We start from the raw sequence: 14,779 nt of genomic DNA on the forward strand, positions 1-14,779 counted from the left end.
CTTGTGGTCGGTTTCGGTGGTCTCGTTCGTCGTGTTACGGATGGGGTCCGCTCCTGCCCGGCCGTGTTCCGGCGCTTCGCGCGGGCTCACGGCTTTACGCCCACCAAACCCACTCGCGAACCCCATCCTCCACACGACTACGCGTTCGGCTGACGGTCGCGCTCTTCGAGGTGCGAGGCCGTCCGCGGCCGAGCCTCGAGGAGAGCGTGATGCGGCTAGACTGACGAGCGACGCCGGGGTGCCTCGAACACGAGGCTGAGAACACACCCGTCGAACCTGATCTGGATCATTCCTGCGAAGGGAGCGACGCTTTGTCTGCTTATACCCACATCCTGTCTGCGCTGCGCGAGATGCAGCCTCTGGTGCACTGCATGACCAACACCGTCGTGCCGGAGATCACAGCCAACGTGCTGTTGGCCGTCGGTGCGGCGCCAGCGATGATCGACCTGCCCGAGGAGGCCGAGGCCTTCGCGGCGATCGCCTCGGGACTGCTGATCAACGTCGGCAACGGCTCTGCCGAACAACATGAGGGCATGCGACGGGCCGCGGCCTCCGCCGACCGCGCGGGCACCCCCTGGGTGCTCGACCCAGTCGCCGTCGGCGGGCTGCCCGTGCGCACCGCCCTGGCCCGCGAACTGCTCGCACATCGACCGACGGCCATCCGCGGCAACGCGTCCGAGATCCTCGGCCTGGCCGGCAGCACCGCCGGTGGTCGTGGGGTCGACGCCACCGACGAGGTCGAGGCCGCCATCGACACCGCCCGTGCACTCGCCGAGCAGCATCACACCGTCGTGGCCATCTCCGGCCGCGTCGACGTGATCGTCTCCCCCGGTCGCACTACGCGCGTGACCGGTGGCAGCAAGCTGATGCCGCTGGTGATCGGCACCGGCTGTTCGCTGGGCGCGGTGGCGGCCGCCTGCGCGGCCGCTCGAGGCGATGAGTCCGCACACGACGCGACCGTCGCGGCGCACGCCCTCTTCGGCGCGGCTGGGCGCGCAGCGGCCCGAGAGGCCCAGGGCCCCGGATCCTTCCGCACGGCATGGCTCGACGCGCTTTACACGTTGAGCGTCGACGAGGTGCGGCTGCTCGTCGAAGTGACCGACGACTGATGCAGGCCCGAAGAGGCCTTGCTGAGGCCGTGGACTGGAGGCTCTACTTCGTCACCGACACAGCGCTCTGCGGCGGACCGGATCGGGTGCCGTGGGTGGTCGAGAAGGCGGTGCGCGGCGGCGCCGGCGTCGTGCAGGTGCGCGACAAGCACCTCTCCGACGACGACTTCCTGGCTTTGACCCTCTCGTGTCTCGCGGCGCTCGAGCGGCTGCACGACGAGACAGGCAGCGAGGCGCGGCTGGTGGTCAACGACCGGCTGTGGGTGGCGGCGGAGCTCGGCACCGATCTGCACATTGGGCAGAACGACGGCGACATCCGTGTCGCTCGCGAGACGCTCGGGCCGGACGCCCTGATCGGCTTGTCAGTGAGTTCGCTGGCAGAACTCGAGGCCGAGTTGGCGGATCCGACGGCCGATGTCGTCGGGCTGTCCCCCATCTGGGACACCCCCGTCAAGACCGACACCCAGCCCGCCCTGGGCCTGGATGGCGCCCGCACCTTGGTCGCACGCACCGGGGACGCCGTGAAGACGGTGGCCATCGGCGGCATCAACGCCGGCAACGCCCGCTCGGTGATCGAGACCGGCGTGGACGGCATCTGCGTCGTCTCCGCCATTGCCACCGCCGCCGATCCTCGCACCGCCGCGCAAGAGCTGCTCTCACTCTGGAGGCCCTCATGACCGCCCTGTCCATGCCGCCGGTTGTGCTCAGCATCGCGGGCTCCGACCCCAGCGGAGGCGCCGGCATCCAGGCCGACCTCAAGACCTTCACCGTTCTCGGCACCTACGGCTGCGCCGCGCTGGCGGGCCTCACGGTGCAGAACACCCAGGGGGTTCGGGCGGCGGTGCCGGTCGATCCTGCTCTGGTTCGAGACCAGGTGATCGCGGTGCTCGACGATCTTCCCGTGGCAGCCACGAAGCTGGGCATGCTCTCCAACGCGGAGGTCGCTGCGACGGTGGCAGATCTGATCGACGAACGCCGTGCCGACTTCGGCGTGATCGTGCTGGACCCGGTGATGGTGGCCACCTCCGGCGACCGGCTGCTCACCGAGGACGCGATCGCCGTGGTGCGCGACCGCCTGATGCCCCAAGCCGACCTGATCACCCCCAACCTGCCGGAGGCCGCAGTACTGCTGGGGGTCGAGCCTGCCGCCGATGCGGGTGGGTTGGAGGCCCAGGCGAGGGCACTGGTCGCGGCCGGAGCCCGCGCGGCGCTGGTGAAGGGCGGGCATCTGCACGGGGAGCTGATCGACGTGCTGGCCACGCCAGACGAGACCCTGGTGCTGCGCGGCACCCGAGTGGAGACCCGCAACACCCACGGCACCGGCTGCACCTTGTCGTCGGCCATCGCGGCCTCCGCCGCGCGGCTAGGCGACACCGTCGCGACGGGCATCCGGCCGCCCAGCGTCACCGCCGCCCAGGACTACCTGGCGCGAGCCATCGCCGGCGGCGCCGACTGGTGCCTCAGCCGCACCCCAGACACCGGCCACGGCCCCGTCAACCACCTGGTCACCCTCTGACCCACCGACCTGCGTGCACAAATCTGCGCCGACGCGAAGGCCTCGCTATATACGGGAGGCCGAGACGCATGCGCAGATTTGTGCTCGGGTTGGGTGGGAGGAAGGTCTAGAGGTGCCACCTACCTGCTACCTGCGGAATCTCTTAGGGTTAGGGACATGAGCGCGAAGTTCCTGGTCACCTACCCGTGCCAGAACGAGTGCGGTGCAGTGAAGACCGGCAAGGTGGTCGACGGCGACCCCGTCTACGAATGCCCCGGTTGCGGTTCCGAGTGGATCGAGATCACGCAGCTCCCGCAGCCGAAGCGCACCCCGGAAGAAGAAAACCCGTTCCTAAAGCCACGTTAGCTGCGGCCCAGCCGGTCCTCCCAATAGCCCGGCTGCCGTGCCTGATGTGCGACGGCAAGCACCGTCAGCCTGTTATCCGCGACGACGTACACCAGGCTCTGATTGAAACCCCGAAGCCCGAAGACGCGCACGGCATCATCTGCGGCACTCCAGGCATGTCCGGCTGTGGGCCAGGTGCGAAGGGTCTCCATCGCGTCATTCACCGCAACCTCGAACCGGTCCCCCAGACCCATCGCCTGCTCGTCATACCAGTCGATGGCGGCATAAAGCTCCTGCAGCGCCTCCGAATGGAAATAGGCTTCCCGCGTCATGCTGAGCGGCTGGCTCGACGCGCTCTCAACTCCTGCTTCACGACGTCCCAGGGGATGGTCTCGACCCTGCCTTCTCGCACGTCGTCGAGCCGACGCTGAATCTCGTCGTCCCAGCCATGCGGCAGACTCTCATGTCCAGCTTCGAGGCTCGCCAGCAACTCTCGGGCAAGCTCAGCACGATCCCTCTCACCGAGCATCAGCGCTGCTTCCCGTATCTCCTCTACCCCGGCCGTCATGACGCCATACTACGTCGGCGTCGGGCACTTCACGAGGCACGATCATGCTCTCCTCGAGGTGGTCCCTGAGGAGGGAGCGAAGCGACCGTCTCGAAGGGCTCGGCCGCGAGCGGCCTCACACCTCGAAGAGCGTAGGTGGGAGACCTCGCAGGCAGTACGGAGGTGGAGCTACGGAGAGGGCAGGGCGAGGCGACGGCGGATGCGAACGCGGCCGTGGTGGACGGCGCCCGTCGACTCTGCAGTGAAGATCCGGGAGCCGGTGTGCTGCGACTGGATGCGCTGCAGGGTCTCGTTCAGGCGCTCGACCTGGCCTTGGAGCGCGTCGACCTGCTCCTCCAACGCGAGGATCCGGCGGATGCCCTCCAGGTTGATGCCCTCCTGTTGACTCAAGTGCTGGACGTGGCGCAGCTTGGCGACGTCGCGCAGGCTGTAACGACGCCCGCGACCCGCAGCCCGCTGGGGCACGACCAGGCCAAGCCGGTCGTAGCCGCGCAGCGTCTGCGGGTGCATGTCGGCCAACGTCGCCGCCACCGAGATGGGGAACACGGCGGCGTCGGGATCGTACGGCTGAGGCAGCTGACTCATCGCGGTCACCCGTTGAACAGCGACGCGCGAGGATCGGCCTGCTTGGCCTTGGCGGCGAAGTCACGCAGCGCCTCCTTGGCGTCGGCCCCGAGTTCGCTGGGCACCTCCACCTCGAAGGTGACCAGCAGGTCGCCCGTCGCGCCATCCGCCTTGCGCACGCCCTTGCCGCGGACCCTCACGGTGCGACCGCTTGGAGTGCCGGCCGGGACGCGCACCTTCACGGGCGGCCCGCCCAGCGTCGGCACCTGCACCTCGGCCCCGAGCGCCGCCTCGTCGAAGGTGAGCGGCACGTCGATGGTGAGGTTGGCCCCGCTGCGGCCGAACAGCTTGTGCGGCTCCACCTCGACGGTGACGTACAGGTCGCCGGAGGCGCCGCCGTTCTCGCCGGCCGCGCCCTTGCCCTTGAGCCGGATCCGCTGACCGTCCTGCACGCCCGCGGGGATGCGGACCTGCATCGACTTGGCCGCGCGGCCACGACCCGAGCCCTCGCAATCGGGGCACGGAGTGTCGACGATCAACCCTCGGCCGAGACAGTCGGAGCAGGGCTCACTGATCTGGAACACCCCACCGGAGGTGGACGACGAGCGCATGCCCGAGCCCTCGCAGGCCGGGCAGACCCGCGGCAGCGTGCCGGACTTGGCGCCGGTACCCCGGCACGACGAGCACGGCTCGTCGGAGACCGTGCGCATCGACACCGTGGTGCCCTCCACGGCCTGCTCGAAGGTGAGCTTGGCCTCCGACTCCACGTCGGCACCCCGACGCGGACCCCGCTGAGTGGAGCGACGCTGCGCGCCGCCACCCCCCTGGAACAACCCGCTGAACAGGTCTCCCAGTCCACCGTTGCCAGGTGAGGCGTTGCGGAACAGATCCTCGAAGCCAGCGGTGCCGGGCTGCGCGCCGCCCTTCGGGAAGCGGAAGCCGCCTCCGCCGAAGAGCGAGCGCGCCTCGTCGTACTCCTTGCGCTGCTTGGCATCGCTCAGCACGTTGTAGGCCTCGGAGGCCTCCTTGAAGCGAGACTCCGCAGCCTTGTTATCCGGGTTCTGATCGGGGTGGTTGTCGCGGGCGATCTTGCGAAAGGCCTTCTTGATCTCCGATTCGGAGGCGCTCTTGGACACGCCGAGGACCTTGTAGTAGTCCTTCTCCATCCAATCCTTCGCGCTCATCTAGAGCACCTCCTTCTTCGTATCGACAACCACGATCACGACGGTCCCCTCAGGGGTTGGCAACGGCGACCCGGGCGGGGCGAATGACGCGACCACCCAGCTCGTAGCCCTGCTGCATCACCTGCGAGACGGTCACGACGGTGACCGGCTCGTCGAGTGGCGCCTGCATCAGGGCCTCGTGCTTGACCGGGTTGAACTCCTCGCCCTTGGCGCCGAAGGCGTTCAAGCCCCACTTGCCGGCGACCTTGGCCAGCTCGTCGGCGACCATCTTGAAACCGTCGCCCAGGTCGTCGTGCAGACGGGCCAGCTCGATGGAATCGAGCACGGGCAGCAGGTCGAGCAGCACGGCCTCGATCCCGGCCTGACGAGACAGGTCGCGATCGCGGTCGACGCGCCGCTTGTAGTTCACGTATTCGGCCTGAAGGCGCTGCAGGTCGGCGGTGCGCTCCTGCACCAGGGCCGCGTAGTCGACCTCGGGCTCAGCGGGCGCAGCCGCTTCTTGGGGAGCCGCAGGGGCGGCCGCCTCGTCGGCGGCCACCCCCTCGACCTCTTCGTACGCGTTGGCGTCGGTCACTTGTTGTCCTTCTCGTCGTCAACGATCTCGGCGTCCACCACGTCGTCGGCGTTGTCCTCGGAGGACTGCGACTCGGCGCTGGACTCGGCCTGAGCAGCCTGGGCGGCGGCGTACATGGCCTGGCCCATGGCGGCGGCCTTGGAGTTGAGGTCGTCCATCGCCGACTTCACGGCGTCGATGTCCTCGCCCTTCAGGGCCTCCTTCAGCTTCTCGACGGCCTCGACGACGGGCGCCTTGACGTCCTCGCCGATCTTGTCCTCGTTCTCAGCCAGCAGCTTCTCGGTGCGGAACACCAGAGCGTCGGCCTCGTTGCGGGTGTCGACGGCCTCGCGGCGCTTGCGATCCTCCTCGGCGTGGGCCTCGGCGTCCTTGACCATCTTGTCGATGTCGTCCTTGCCCAGGGCGGAGCCACCGGTGACAGTCATCGACTGCTCCTTGCTGGTGGCCAGATCCTTGGCGGAGACGTGCACGATGCCGTTGGCGTCGATATCGAAGGTGACCTCGATCTGCGGGACCGAGCGCGGCGCCGGCAGGATGCCGGTGAGCTCGAAGTTGCCCAGCGACTTGTTGTCGCGGGCGAACTCGCGCTCGCCCTGGTACACCTGGATCATCACGGCGGGCTGGTTGTCCTCAGCGGTGGTGAACACCTCGGACTTGCGCGTCGGGATGGTGGTGTTGCGCTCGATGATCTTGGTCATCACGCCGCCCTTGGTCTCGATGCCGAGGCTCAGCGGGGTGACGTCGAGCAGCAGCACGTCCTTCACCTCGCCCTTCAGCACGCCGGCCTGCAGGGACGCGCCCAGGGCCACGACCTCGTCGGGGTTGACGCCCTTGTTGGGATCCTTGCCGCCGGTGAGTTCCTTCACCAGATCGGCGACGGCGGGCATGCGGGTGGAACCGCCGACCAGGAGAACCTGGTCGATCTTGTTCACCGACGTGCCGGCGTCGGAGATCACCGCGTTGAACGGGGCGCGGCAGCGATCCAGCAGGTGCTGGGTCATGCGCTGGAACTCCGCACGGGTGAGCTTCTCGTCGAGGTGCAGCGGGCCCTCGGCGGAGGCGGTGATGTAAGGCAGGTTGATCGAGGTCTCGGAGGCCGAGCTGAGCTCGATCTTGGCGCGCTCGGCGGCCTCCTGGAGACGCTGACCGGCCATCTTGTCCTTGAGCAGGTCGACGCCGTGCTTGTTCTTGAACTGCGTGGCCAGCCACTCGACGACGACGTGATCCCAGTCGTCGCCACCCAGGCGGTTATCGCCCTTGGTGGCCCGCACCTCGAACACGCCGTCGGCGATGTCGAGCAGCGAGACGTCGAAGGTGCCGCCGCCGAGGTCGAAGACCAGAACGGTCTGCTCCTGGTCGGCCTTGTCGAGGCCGTAGGCCAGCGCGGCCGCGGTGGGCTCGTTGATGATCCGGTCGACGGAGAGGCCTGCGATCTCGCCGGCCTCCTTGGTGGCCTGGCGCTCGGCGTCGGAGAAGTAGGCCGGGACGGTGATCACGGCGTTGGTGACCGCTTCACCCAGGTAGGCCTCGGCGTCGCGCTTCAGCTTCTGCAGCACGAAGGCCGAGATCTGCTGCGGACGGTAGTCCTTGCCCTCGATGGAGGTCTTCCAGTCGGTGCCCATGTGGCGCTTCACGGAGCGGATGGTGCGGTCGACGTTGGTGACCGCCTGACGCTTGGCGACCTCACCGACGAGCACCTCGCCGGAGTTCGAGAACGCCACCACCGACGGGGTGGTGCGGGCGCCTTCGGCGTTCGGGATGACGGTGGGTTCGCCACCTTCCAGAACGGCGACGACGGAGTTGGTGGTGCCGAGGTCGATACCTACTGCACGTGCCATGGGTTCCTCCTACGAGTGGTTGGTGTCACGCTGGATATTCAAAGTCATGCCCCCTTGAGCGGGGACGACTCAAGTTAAGCACATGAGTCAAGTGGACTCAAGTCAGAGTTGAGTCGGACACGCTCAACCCTCACGCTCCGCGCCTCCCCACCTCACCACTCCACCATTCAAGGAAAATCGGCCATTGGCCGATTTTGCGGTGTCTGATGCCGAGAATCGGCCAATGGCCGATTTTCCGGGATTGGGGTGGGGCGGGTGGGGCGTCAACGGGTTCCGCCTTGAGAGCGCCGTCGGGCGGTGAGGGGACGATACAGTTGATGAAAAGCAGGAGCGAAGGGGGCACGGTGGCCTCACCAGATGAACCAGGCGGCTGGAAACCCCAGGAGTGGAAGCCTCAGGAATGGACCCTCGGCCAGGAGTGGAAGCCGGCATCCTGGAGCGTCGGCACCCCAGCCAGCGACACGCCCCGCACCGCCGCACCGACATCGGCACCTGCGCCCAAGCCCCCGGTCACACCCGCACCCAAGCCGCCGTCCACGCCGACCGCCAAGCCCACGGCACCTGCGAAGCCTGACCGGCCAGCATCCACGAAGCCGACCTTGAGGACGGGCTCCCAGAAGTCGGCGCCCACACCCCAGGCCAAACAGCGCACGGACAGGCCGGCGCCCGCACCCCAAGCACAACAGCCACCCAAGCCCACTGCCGCTCAGCCACCCGCCGACGGCGGCTTGCCGCCCTTCTCCTCCCGCGTGCCGACACTGCCACCGCCGGCGAGCGGCATGCCGGCTCACCTGTCCGACGTCGACCCCGATCTCGACATTCCTCCGTCGACCTGGCTCCCCGCCCCACCGACCCGGACGGACAACCCCTTCGCGCCGGCACAGAAGAAGGGCAATCCGTTGGCCTTCGTCATCGCCGGCATCGCGATCGTCTTCGTGGTGGGCCAGCTGATCTCGTCGTGCACCTCCAACGATCCCTTCAATCAGTTCGGCATCGACACCTTCCCCAACGGCGACGACGTGGAGTGGATCCCTGAGGACGAATGGGAGTCCGACGACGAGTTGGGCTACTTCGACGCCCCTGGCCCCACCCAGGAGCAGATCCTCATCGGGCCGGCGCTGCTGCCGGTCCCGGAAGGCTGGGAGCAGAACTACGTGACGCGGGAGACCGGAAGCCAGTCTCTGATTCTGGTGCCGGAGGACGCTCTTGGCTCGGAGCTCCGCATCGCCTGGCAGCCCGAGACCGACGTCTACGACGCCAGCGAGCTGTGCGCCTCGACGGTGGCCGACCTCACCACCGGCGCCGACGACTACTCGATCGACGACGCCGTCGAGATCGTCGGCACCATCGACGATCCCGAGGGCTTCAACGCGGCGATCTGCCGCGCATCGGTCGCTCACGGCGCGTCGTCCGTCGACTACCGGGTGACGGCCTTCTACGCCTCCTCCATCTCGGAGTCAATGGTCGCGATCTCGCAGCGCAGCACGGAGGAGCCCATCGAAGAAGACTTCGACCAATGGGACCACTACCTCACTTGCTCCGTCAGCGAGCAGGTGGGCATCGCGCTGGACTACTGCTGGTAGCACAGCCGCGCGCCCAGCGCCGTCCTGAGCAGAGGCTCTACACGGTGACGTACGTGCTGGACAGCACGAGCGCGGCGCAGCCGAGGATGGTCATCTGGTCGGGTTCCTCGGCGAAGAGCACCGTCGGATCCTGACCCCGACGCGGGGAGCCGGACACGAGTTCCCGCTCGATGACCGCCCGGAGGTCGTCGCCTCCCTGCACAGGGGCGCCGTGCACGATGTAGCTGCCCAACCCGAGGAGCTGCTCGATGTTGGCGAGCCCCACGCCGAGCATCCGCCCATATGCCTCGAACAGCTCCCCGGCCACGGGATCGCCCGACGAGGCCAGCTGTGCGAGACCGGAGACCGTCGTCACAGGGACTCCCCGACGGCGCCCCTCCTCGCGAAGCCAGGGCAGCGTCGCGACCGTCTCCCAACAGCCGATCCGCCCGCATACGCACCGTTGACCGTTGACGTCGACCACCATGTGTCCCGCCTCGCCGCCTGCGCCCTCGAACCCCCGCGTCACGCGGCCGTCTTGGACGATGCCCACACCCATCACCTCGCCGGCAAAGAGCGAGACGAAGTCGTCCAGCTCGCGCCCGAGCCCGAACCACTGGTCGCCGATGCACTGCACGCGCGGATGAAGATCGACCACCGCCGGCACGCCATACCAGCTGGTCAGCAGCGGACCTACGGCGTAATCGGTTGCCACGGGGGCCCGGTGGCTGACCAGACCACGCCCCTCGACGGTGTTGACGGTGCCGGAGATGCCCACTCCGATGCCCAGCATCTTCTGACCACCGAACACCTCGTCGAAACGGGCGCGCAGCAGCTCGCGCTCGTCTTCGCCCGGCTCCGCCGCGAAGGGGGTCTGGACCAGTTCGAGGATGCTGCCGTCCGCCGACACCAGGCCGACGTCGACACGAGTCTCGGAGAGATGGATCGCTCCGATCCGGACCTCGCCGAACCACAGCGGCTTCGGCGGCTTGCCGCCGGCCTTGGTCACCGCCACCTGGGGGAGCTCCTCCAAGGTGCGCGACTGCAGCATCGGCGTCACGATCGCCGTGATCGTCGCACGGCTCACTCCCAGCTGGGCGGCGAGCGCCGCCCTGCTCAGCGGCCCGTGCCGATAGAGCGTGCGCATCACCCGCGCCCTGTTGGTCTCGCCCACGTCGGCCGAGTTCAGCAGCCGTTTCTGCACAGCCATCTCCTCCCACGCCCCGAGCCGGAGCCCACCGTACCGGAGAAGCCTCGAGGGCCCCACCAGGGGTGCCCGAATAGGCCCTCGAAACAATCTCCAGAAATCTATAGACACGACCGCCCTAGGTTTGTAATGTTCTTTAACATACGCGTCACAGTGGAGGCGTAGGTTGCATTCGACGAAGAATCGGGAGGCCAACAAGCACATGACCAATCCACTCAAGATCGGCGTCGTCGGCGGCGGGATCCGGGGGACGATGTACGCCCAGGCGATACGAGAGCACCCCTCGGCCGAGCTCGTCGCCTTCTGCGAACCCTCCCCCACCAGGGCGGAAGCGCTGAAGGCCGGCTACGACGTCCCCGTCTTCCCCTCGCTCAGCGCGCTGCTGGAGTCGGCGGACACGCTGGACGCGGTGATCATCGCCACGCCCGATCATCTGCACCTCGACGCAGGGCTCACCGCGCTCGACGCGGGCCTGCACGTCCTGTTCGAGAAGCCCCTCGCGACCACGCTGGAGGATTCCTCAGCCCTGCTGGCTCACGCGGTGAACGGGGGCAAACACACCGTCGGGTTCGAGAACCGCTGGCACCCGAAGTTCCAGACGGTCAAGGCGCTGCTCGACGAGACAGGCGCCCCCATGGTGGCGCAGCGCGCCATGCTCCAGGACACCGACTTCGTGCCCCGCACCATGCTCCCCTGGGCCGGGCAGTCCACGCCGGGCTGGTTCCTGATGCCGCACAGCCTCGACATGGCCATGTGGCTCAGCGGCACCACCCCCATCGAGGTGTTCGCCCGCGGGGTCCGAAAGATCCTGGAGCCCGACGGCATCGACACGTTCGACCGCATCACGGCGAGCTTCCGGATGTCCGACGACTCCATCGTCACCCTCGACTCCGGCTGGGTGCTGCCCGCCGCGCGACCAGCCGTCTTCGAGTTCCGGTTCGAGGTGGAGACCCGCGACGACCACTTCGAGGTCGAGATCGACCGCAGCGGGATCACACGGTTCACCGCCGACGCCGCGAACTACGTCGGCCTGGCCGGCCGCGACCACCGTGGACGACTGCAGGGCTCCCCCATCGAGATGACCAAGGACTTCATCGATTGGTGTCTCGGCGCCGACCTGTCAATGCCCAGCCTCGAGCACGGGCACCTCGTGACGAAGGCCATCCACGCCTTGCACGAATCCCTCCGCACCAGCAGCAACTGCCCGATCGACTGACCAACCCGAAAGACAACGACCATGCGACTTTCATCATCATTCAGCTCTGTCTCACGCCGCACCGTCCTCGGCACCGGCCTGGCGGCGGGCGCCGTCGGATTGGTGGGATGCGTCGATCCCGCCGGCACCGCCTCCTCCGATCCCTCGGAGTCCGCCCTCGACCCCGCGGGCGAGGCGTCCGGGGAGATCTCGATCCTCGACGACAACACCAACCTCGTCTTCAAGAACGGCCTGATCGAGACGTTCGAGAAGGAGACCGGCATCAAGGTCAAGACCTATGAGATGGCCAACTTCAACGACCTGCACGACCGTTTCGCGACGCTGTTCGCCGCGGAGGACTCGTCGATCGACGTGATCATGACCTGGGCCGGATGGTCCGCCGAGTTCGGACAGGCCGGCTGGCTGCATGAGCTGCCCAACGACGCGATCCCGAGCGACCTGATCCGCCCCGCCCTCGACGCCGTCTCGTGGGACAGCAAGGTCTACGGGCTGCCGAAGTTCGCCAGCGTGCAGACCATGTTCTGGAACAAGGAGCACTTCACCAAGGCCGGACTCGATCCCGACACCGCGGTGGAGACCTGGGACCAGTTCGTCGCCGCCGCCAAGGCGCTCACCACCGACGGGCGCTACGGCTACACCTGCGACATGGGCAACCCGGCCGGCGCGTACCAGAACTTCCTGCGCACCCTGCTGCTGGCGGGCGGCGACCTCTACGACGATCAGTGGAACCCGCAGCTCGACTCCGAGGCCGGCATCGAGGCGCTCACCAAGCTGGTCGAGCTGCTGCACCTGCACAAGGCCATGGACCCGGCGTCGCTCCAGATCACCAACGCCTCCGATCTGGTGGAGGTGTTCTCCCAGGGCAACACGTCGATCGTGTTCAACTGGCCCTTCCAGTGGGCCACCGCCACGGCGGAGGGCGCGGTGACCACCGCCGAGACGACGGGCAACGGCCTGATCCCTGGCATCAACGTGCGCTCCGCGTCGATCGACGGCTCCGAGGGCTACGCGATCAACACCTACTCGAAGAACAAGGCCGCCGCGCTCAAGTGGCTGCAGTTCGCCTCCAGCGCCACGACGCAGCGGGAGATCGTCGGGCAGGAGGGCTGGTTCCCAGTGTCGCAGGAGATCCTGGACGATCCGGCGACCCTCGAGGCGCTGCCGGTGGTGGAGACCTACAAGCAGTCCACCGAGTACGCCACTCGCCGCTGGGGAACGCCCTGGTCGAACGAGCTGGATCAGCTCCTGTCGGTGCGGATCAGCAACGCGATGAACCAGCGCGAGACCCCCGAGGAGGCCCTGAAGGCCGCCCAGGAGGAGCTCAAGCCCATCGTCGACAAGTACATGGGGTAAAGGGTGGCGGCCACCAAGCTCTCGGCAGCAGAGCGGTCGGACCGGCGTTTCGCCGCGCTGGCCGCTCTGCCGGCCGTGCTCACCATCGGAGCCTTGTTCCTCTACCCGCTGGGCTACGCCATCCTGTTGAGCTTCTATCACCTGAACGACAAGATGCCGAACGCCACCCGCATCGTCGGCCTCGCCAACTACCTGGCGCTGTTCTCGGATCCGAAGTTCATCGATTCGCTGCTGCGCACCGCGGTGTTCTGCGTGTTCACGGTGTTCGGCGGGGTGGCGTTGGCGATCGCGATCGCGGTGCTGCTCAACCGAAAGTTCCACGGCCGCGCCCTCACCCGGGTGCTGCTGCTGGTGCCGTGGGCGGTGCCGCCGGTGGTCAACGGCATCATGTGGAAGCTGATCTTCGACGGCTCCTACGGGGCGGCCAACTACCTGCTGATGTCGCTCGGCTTCACCGACGAGCGCATCCAGTGGCTGGCCCAGCCGGAGCTGACGATGTTCGTGCTGATCTTCGCCGAGCTGTGGAAGCTCACGCCGTTCCTCACCCTGATGGTGATCGCGTCGTTGCAGGCGATCCCGGCGAACATCTACAAGGCCGCCGCGATCGACGGGGCGACGCCGTGGAAGCAGTTCTGGCGGCTGACCCTGCCCAACCTCAAGGGCACCATCATGTTCCTGCTGATCGTGCAGTCGATGTGGTCGATCAAGGTGTTCGACTCGATCTACGTGCTCACCGGCGGATCCGGCGGACCGGCCGAAGCCACCACGACGATCAACTTCTACGCCTACCTCACCACCTTCAGCTACCTCGACCGCGGCTACGGCGCGGCCATGTCGATCGGGATCATGGCGATCGTCTGCCTCGTCGCGGTGTTCTGGGTGCTGGTGCTGGGCCGTGACCGAAAGGATGTGTCGTGATGGCGACCGAACGCATCGGGCGACGTCGGATCGGCGGCACCATCGTGCACCGCATCCTGGTGCTGCTGCTGGTGATCTACCTGCTGGTGCCGTTCCTCTGGATGGTGATCTACAGCGTCTATCCGTCGACCAACCTGCGGGCCACCCCGATGGACTTCACCCCGTCGGACATCACTCTGACGAGCTATCTGAACCTGCTCTCCGACGAGTCCTTCACGACGGCGATGCGCAACTCGTTCATCGTCGCGATGTCCACCACGGTGATCTGCATGTTCCTCGGATCGCTGTGCGCCTATGTGCTCTCGCGATTCAAGTTCCGGGGCAGCCACACCCTGCTGCTCGCCATGATGACGGTGCAGGCGATCCCCGCGATCGTGCTCGCCGTGCCGCTGTTCGTGCTGCTGCGCGCGCTGCGCCTGTTCGACACGCTCGGCGGCCTCATCCTCACCTACACGGCCTTCATCCTGCCGCTGGTGATCTGGATGATGGTGAGCTTCTTCGACTCGATTCCCATCAACCTCGAGAAGGCCGCTCGCATCGACGGCTGCAACCGCATGACGACGCTGATCCGGGTCGTCGTCCCGCTCTCCGGCCCCGGCTTCGCGGCCACCGCGATCTTCGCCTTCATCACCGCATGGAGCGACTTCTTCCTGGCGAAGATCCTCACCTCCAACAACGCTCCGACTCTGCCCGTCAGAACGGCCGCCTTCCAGGGGCTGTTCGCCATGGACTACACCTCCGCGGCCACCGCCGGCGTCATCACCGCACTTCCGGTGCTGGTGCTGGCCCTGGTGGCACAGCGGTGGATCGTGCAAGGCATCACCGAAGGCGCCGTGAAGGGATAGC

At 67.4% G+C, this 14,779-nt stretch carries 17 protein-coding genes and 1 riboswitch; of the genes, 10 read left to right on the forward strand and 7 right to left on the reverse strand.

Going from position 1 to position 14,779, the window contains the following annotated elements; translation table 11 throughout:
• The first annotated feature begins 224 nt into the window (after positions 1–224).
• A riboswitch (TPP riboswitch) is annotated at positions 225–320 on the forward strand.
• The 4 genes from thiM (at position 312) to P0D62_RS12965 (ending at position 2,970) form a co-directional block, all read left to right on the forward strand.
• Positions 312–1,109: a hydroxyethylthiazole kinase gene (thiM, locus tag P0D62_RS12950; RefSeq protein ID WP_275702964.1), complete on the forward strand. Its 798-nt coding sequence runs from the start codon at positions 312–314 to the stop codon at positions 1,107–1,109. It overlaps the preceding riboswitch by 9 nt.
• Positions 1,109–1,786 carry a thiamine phosphate synthase gene (gene thiE / locus P0D62_RS12955; protein WP_275702965.1) on the forward strand — a complete coding sequence of 226 codons (678 nt, stop codon included), beginning with the start codon at positions 1,109–1,111 and terminating at the stop codon, positions 1,784–1,786. Before thiM ends, thiE begins: the two co-directional genes overlap by 1 nt.
• The gene (gene thiD, locus P0D62_RS12960; protein ID WP_275702966.1) at positions 1,783–2,625 is read left to right on the forward strand and encodes a bifunctional hydroxymethylpyrimidine kinase/phosphomethylpyrimidine kinase; all 843 of its coding nucleotides are present in this window, start codon (positions 1,783–1,785) and stop codon (positions 2,623–2,625) included. The genes thiE and thiD overlap by 4 nt, the downstream gene beginning before the upstream one ends.
• A 156-nt stretch (positions 2,626–2,781) precedes the next feature.
• Positions 2,782–2,970 carry a hypothetical protein gene (locus P0D62_RS12965; protein ID WP_275702967.1) on the forward strand — a complete coding sequence of 63 codons (189 nt, stop codon included), beginning with the start codon at positions 2,782–2,784 and terminating at the stop codon, positions 2,968–2,970.
• Here P0D62_RS12965 and P0D62_RS12970 read toward each other — a convergent pair.
• From P0D62_RS12970 to dnaK, 6 genes are all read right to left on the reverse strand, one after another.
• The gene (locus tag P0D62_RS12970) at positions 2,967–3,281 is read right to left on the reverse strand and encodes a type II toxin-antitoxin system RelE/ParE family toxin (protein WP_275702968.1); all 315 of its coding nucleotides are present in this window, start codon (positions 3,279–3,281) and stop codon (positions 2,967–2,969) included. The genes P0D62_RS12965 and P0D62_RS12970 overlap by 4 nt on opposite strands.
• Positions 3,278–3,517, reverse strand: coding sequence for an addiction module protein (locus tag P0D62_RS12975; RefSeq protein ID WP_275702969.1), 240 nt, complete (start codon positions 3,515–3,517; stop codon positions 3,278–3,280). Before P0D62_RS12975 ends, P0D62_RS12970 begins: the two co-directional genes overlap by 4 nt.
• Before the next feature lie 168 nt (positions 3,518–3,685).
• Complete coding sequence (locus P0D62_RS12980; protein ID WP_275702970.1) at positions 3,686–4,102, reverse strand: heat shock protein transcriptional repressor HspR; 417 nt, start codon at positions 4,100–4,102, stop codon at positions 3,686–3,688.
• 5 nt (positions 4,103–4,107) lie between these two features.
• On the reverse strand, positions 4,108–5,265 hold the full coding sequence (gene dnaJ / locus P0D62_RS12985; RefSeq protein ID WP_275702971.1) for a molecular chaperone DnaJ: 1,158 nt from the start codon (positions 5,263–5,265) through the stop codon (positions 4,108–4,110).
• A gap of 49 nt (positions 5,266–5,314) precedes the next feature.
• Complete coding sequence (grpE, locus tag P0D62_RS12990; RefSeq protein ID WP_319947009.1) at positions 5,315–5,839, reverse strand: nucleotide exchange factor GrpE; 525 nt, start codon at positions 5,837–5,839, stop codon at positions 5,315–5,317.
• A complete protein-coding gene (gene dnaK / locus P0D62_RS12995) occupies positions 5,836–7,677 on the reverse strand; it encodes a molecular chaperone DnaK (RefSeq protein ID WP_275702972.1) in 1,842 nt (613 codons plus the stop codon). The genes grpE and dnaK overlap by 4 nt, the downstream gene beginning before the upstream one ends.
• A gap of 400 nt (positions 7,678–8,077) precedes the next feature.
• On the opposite strand from dnaK, the gene P0D62_RS13000 reads away from it, so the two are divergent.
• Together P0D62_RS13000 and P0D62_RS13005 are read left to right on the forward strand one after the other, a co-directional pair.
• Complete coding sequence (locus P0D62_RS13000; protein WP_275702973.1) at positions 8,078–8,251, forward strand: hypothetical protein; 174 nt, start codon at positions 8,078–8,080, stop codon at positions 8,249–8,251.
• Between the two features lie 175 nt (positions 8,252–8,426).
• Positions 8,427–9,260 carry a hypothetical protein gene (locus P0D62_RS13005; protein ID WP_275702974.1) on the forward strand — a complete coding sequence of 278 codons (834 nt, stop codon included), beginning with the start codon at positions 8,427–8,429 and terminating at the stop codon, positions 9,258–9,260.
• A gap of 37 nt (positions 9,261–9,297) precedes the next feature.
• Here the strand turns inward: P0D62_RS13005 and P0D62_RS13010 are convergent, their stop codons facing one another.
• Complete coding sequence (locus tag P0D62_RS13010; RefSeq protein WP_275702975.1) at positions 9,298–10,443, reverse strand: ROK family transcriptional regulator; 1,146 nt, start codon at positions 10,441–10,443, stop codon at positions 9,298–9,300.
• A gap of 205 nt (positions 10,444–10,648) precedes the next feature.
• On the opposite strand from P0D62_RS13010, the gene P0D62_RS13015 reads away from it, so the two are divergent.
• Genes P0D62_RS13015 through P0D62_RS13030 form a run of 4 tightly spaced genes read left to right on the forward strand, consistent with a single transcriptional unit; the run spans position 10,649 to position 14,778 of the window.
• Positions 10,649–11,662, forward strand: a complete 1,014-nt coding sequence (locus P0D62_RS13015) for a Gfo/Idh/MocA family protein (protein WP_275702976.1) — start codon at positions 10,649–10,651, stop codon at positions 11,660–11,662.
• Positions 11,663–11,683: 21 nt separating this feature from the next.
• Positions 11,684–13,015, forward strand: a complete 1,332-nt coding sequence (locus tag P0D62_RS13020) for a sugar ABC transporter substrate-binding protein (RefSeq protein WP_275702977.1) — start codon at positions 11,684–11,686, stop codon at positions 13,013–13,015.
• 3 nt (positions 13,016–13,018) lie between these two features.
• A complete protein-coding gene (locus P0D62_RS13025; protein WP_275702978.1) occupies positions 13,019–13,933 on the forward strand; it encodes a carbohydrate ABC transporter permease in 915 nt (304 codons plus the stop codon).
• Positions 13,933–14,778, forward strand: a complete 846-nt coding sequence (locus tag P0D62_RS13030; RefSeq protein ID WP_275702979.1) for a carbohydrate ABC transporter permease — start codon at positions 13,933–13,935, stop codon at positions 14,776–14,778. Before P0D62_RS13025 ends, P0D62_RS13030 begins: the two co-directional genes overlap by 1 nt.
• The last annotated feature ends 1 nt before the right edge of the window (position 14,779 follow it).

It is taken from the genome of Tessaracoccus caeni (assembly GCF_029211185.1).
Classification (GTDB): domain Bacteria; phylum Actinomycetota; class Actinomycetes; order Propionibacteriales; family Propionibacteriaceae; genus Arachnia; species Arachnia caeni.

Coding starts and splice junctions, on each gene's coding strand:
- thiE (WP_275702965.1), top strand. CDS start 1,109: ATGCAGGCCCGAAGAGGCCTTGCTGAGGCCGTGGACTGGAGGCTCTAC.
- thiD (WP_275702966.1), top strand. CDS start 1,783: ATGACCGCCCTGTCCATGCCGCCGGTTGTGCTCAGCATCGCGGGCTCC.
- P0D62_RS12965 (WP_275702967.1), top strand. CDS start 2,782: ATGAGCGCGAAGTTCCTGGTCACCTACCCGTGCCAGAACGAGTGCGGT.
- P0D62_RS12970 (WP_275702968.1), bottom strand. CDS start 3,281: ATGACGCGGGAAGCCTATTTCCATTCGGAGGCGCTGCAGGAGCTTTAT.
- P0D62_RS12975 (WP_275702969.1), bottom strand. CDS start 3,517: ATGACGGCCGGGGTAGAGGAGATACGGGAAGCAGCGCTGATGCTCGGT.
- P0D62_RS12980 (WP_275702970.1), bottom strand. CDS start 4,102: ATGAGTCAGCTGCCTCAGCCGTACGATCCCGACGCCGCCGTGTTCCCC.
- dnaJ (WP_275702971.1), bottom strand. CDS start 5,265: ATGAGCGCGAAGGATTGGATGGAGAAGGACTACTACAAGGTCCTCGGC.
- dnaK (WP_275702972.1), bottom strand. CDS start 7,677: ATGGCACGTGCAGTAGGTATCGACCTCGGCACCACCAACTCCGTCGTC.
- P0D62_RS13000 (WP_275702973.1), top strand. CDS start 8,078: ATGGACCCTCGGCCAGGAGTGGAAGCCGGCATCCTGGAGCGTCGGCAC.
- P0D62_RS13015 (WP_275702976.1), top strand. CDS start 10,649: ATGACCAATCCACTCAAGATCGGCGTCGTCGGCGGCGGGATCCGGGGG.
- P0D62_RS13020 (WP_275702977.1), top strand. CDS start 11,684: ATGCGACTTTCATCATCATTCAGCTCTGTCTCACGCCGCACCGTCCTC.
- P0D62_RS13030 (WP_275702979.1), top strand. CDS start 13,933: ATGGCGACCGAACGCATCGGGCGACGTCGGATCGGCGGCACCATCGTG.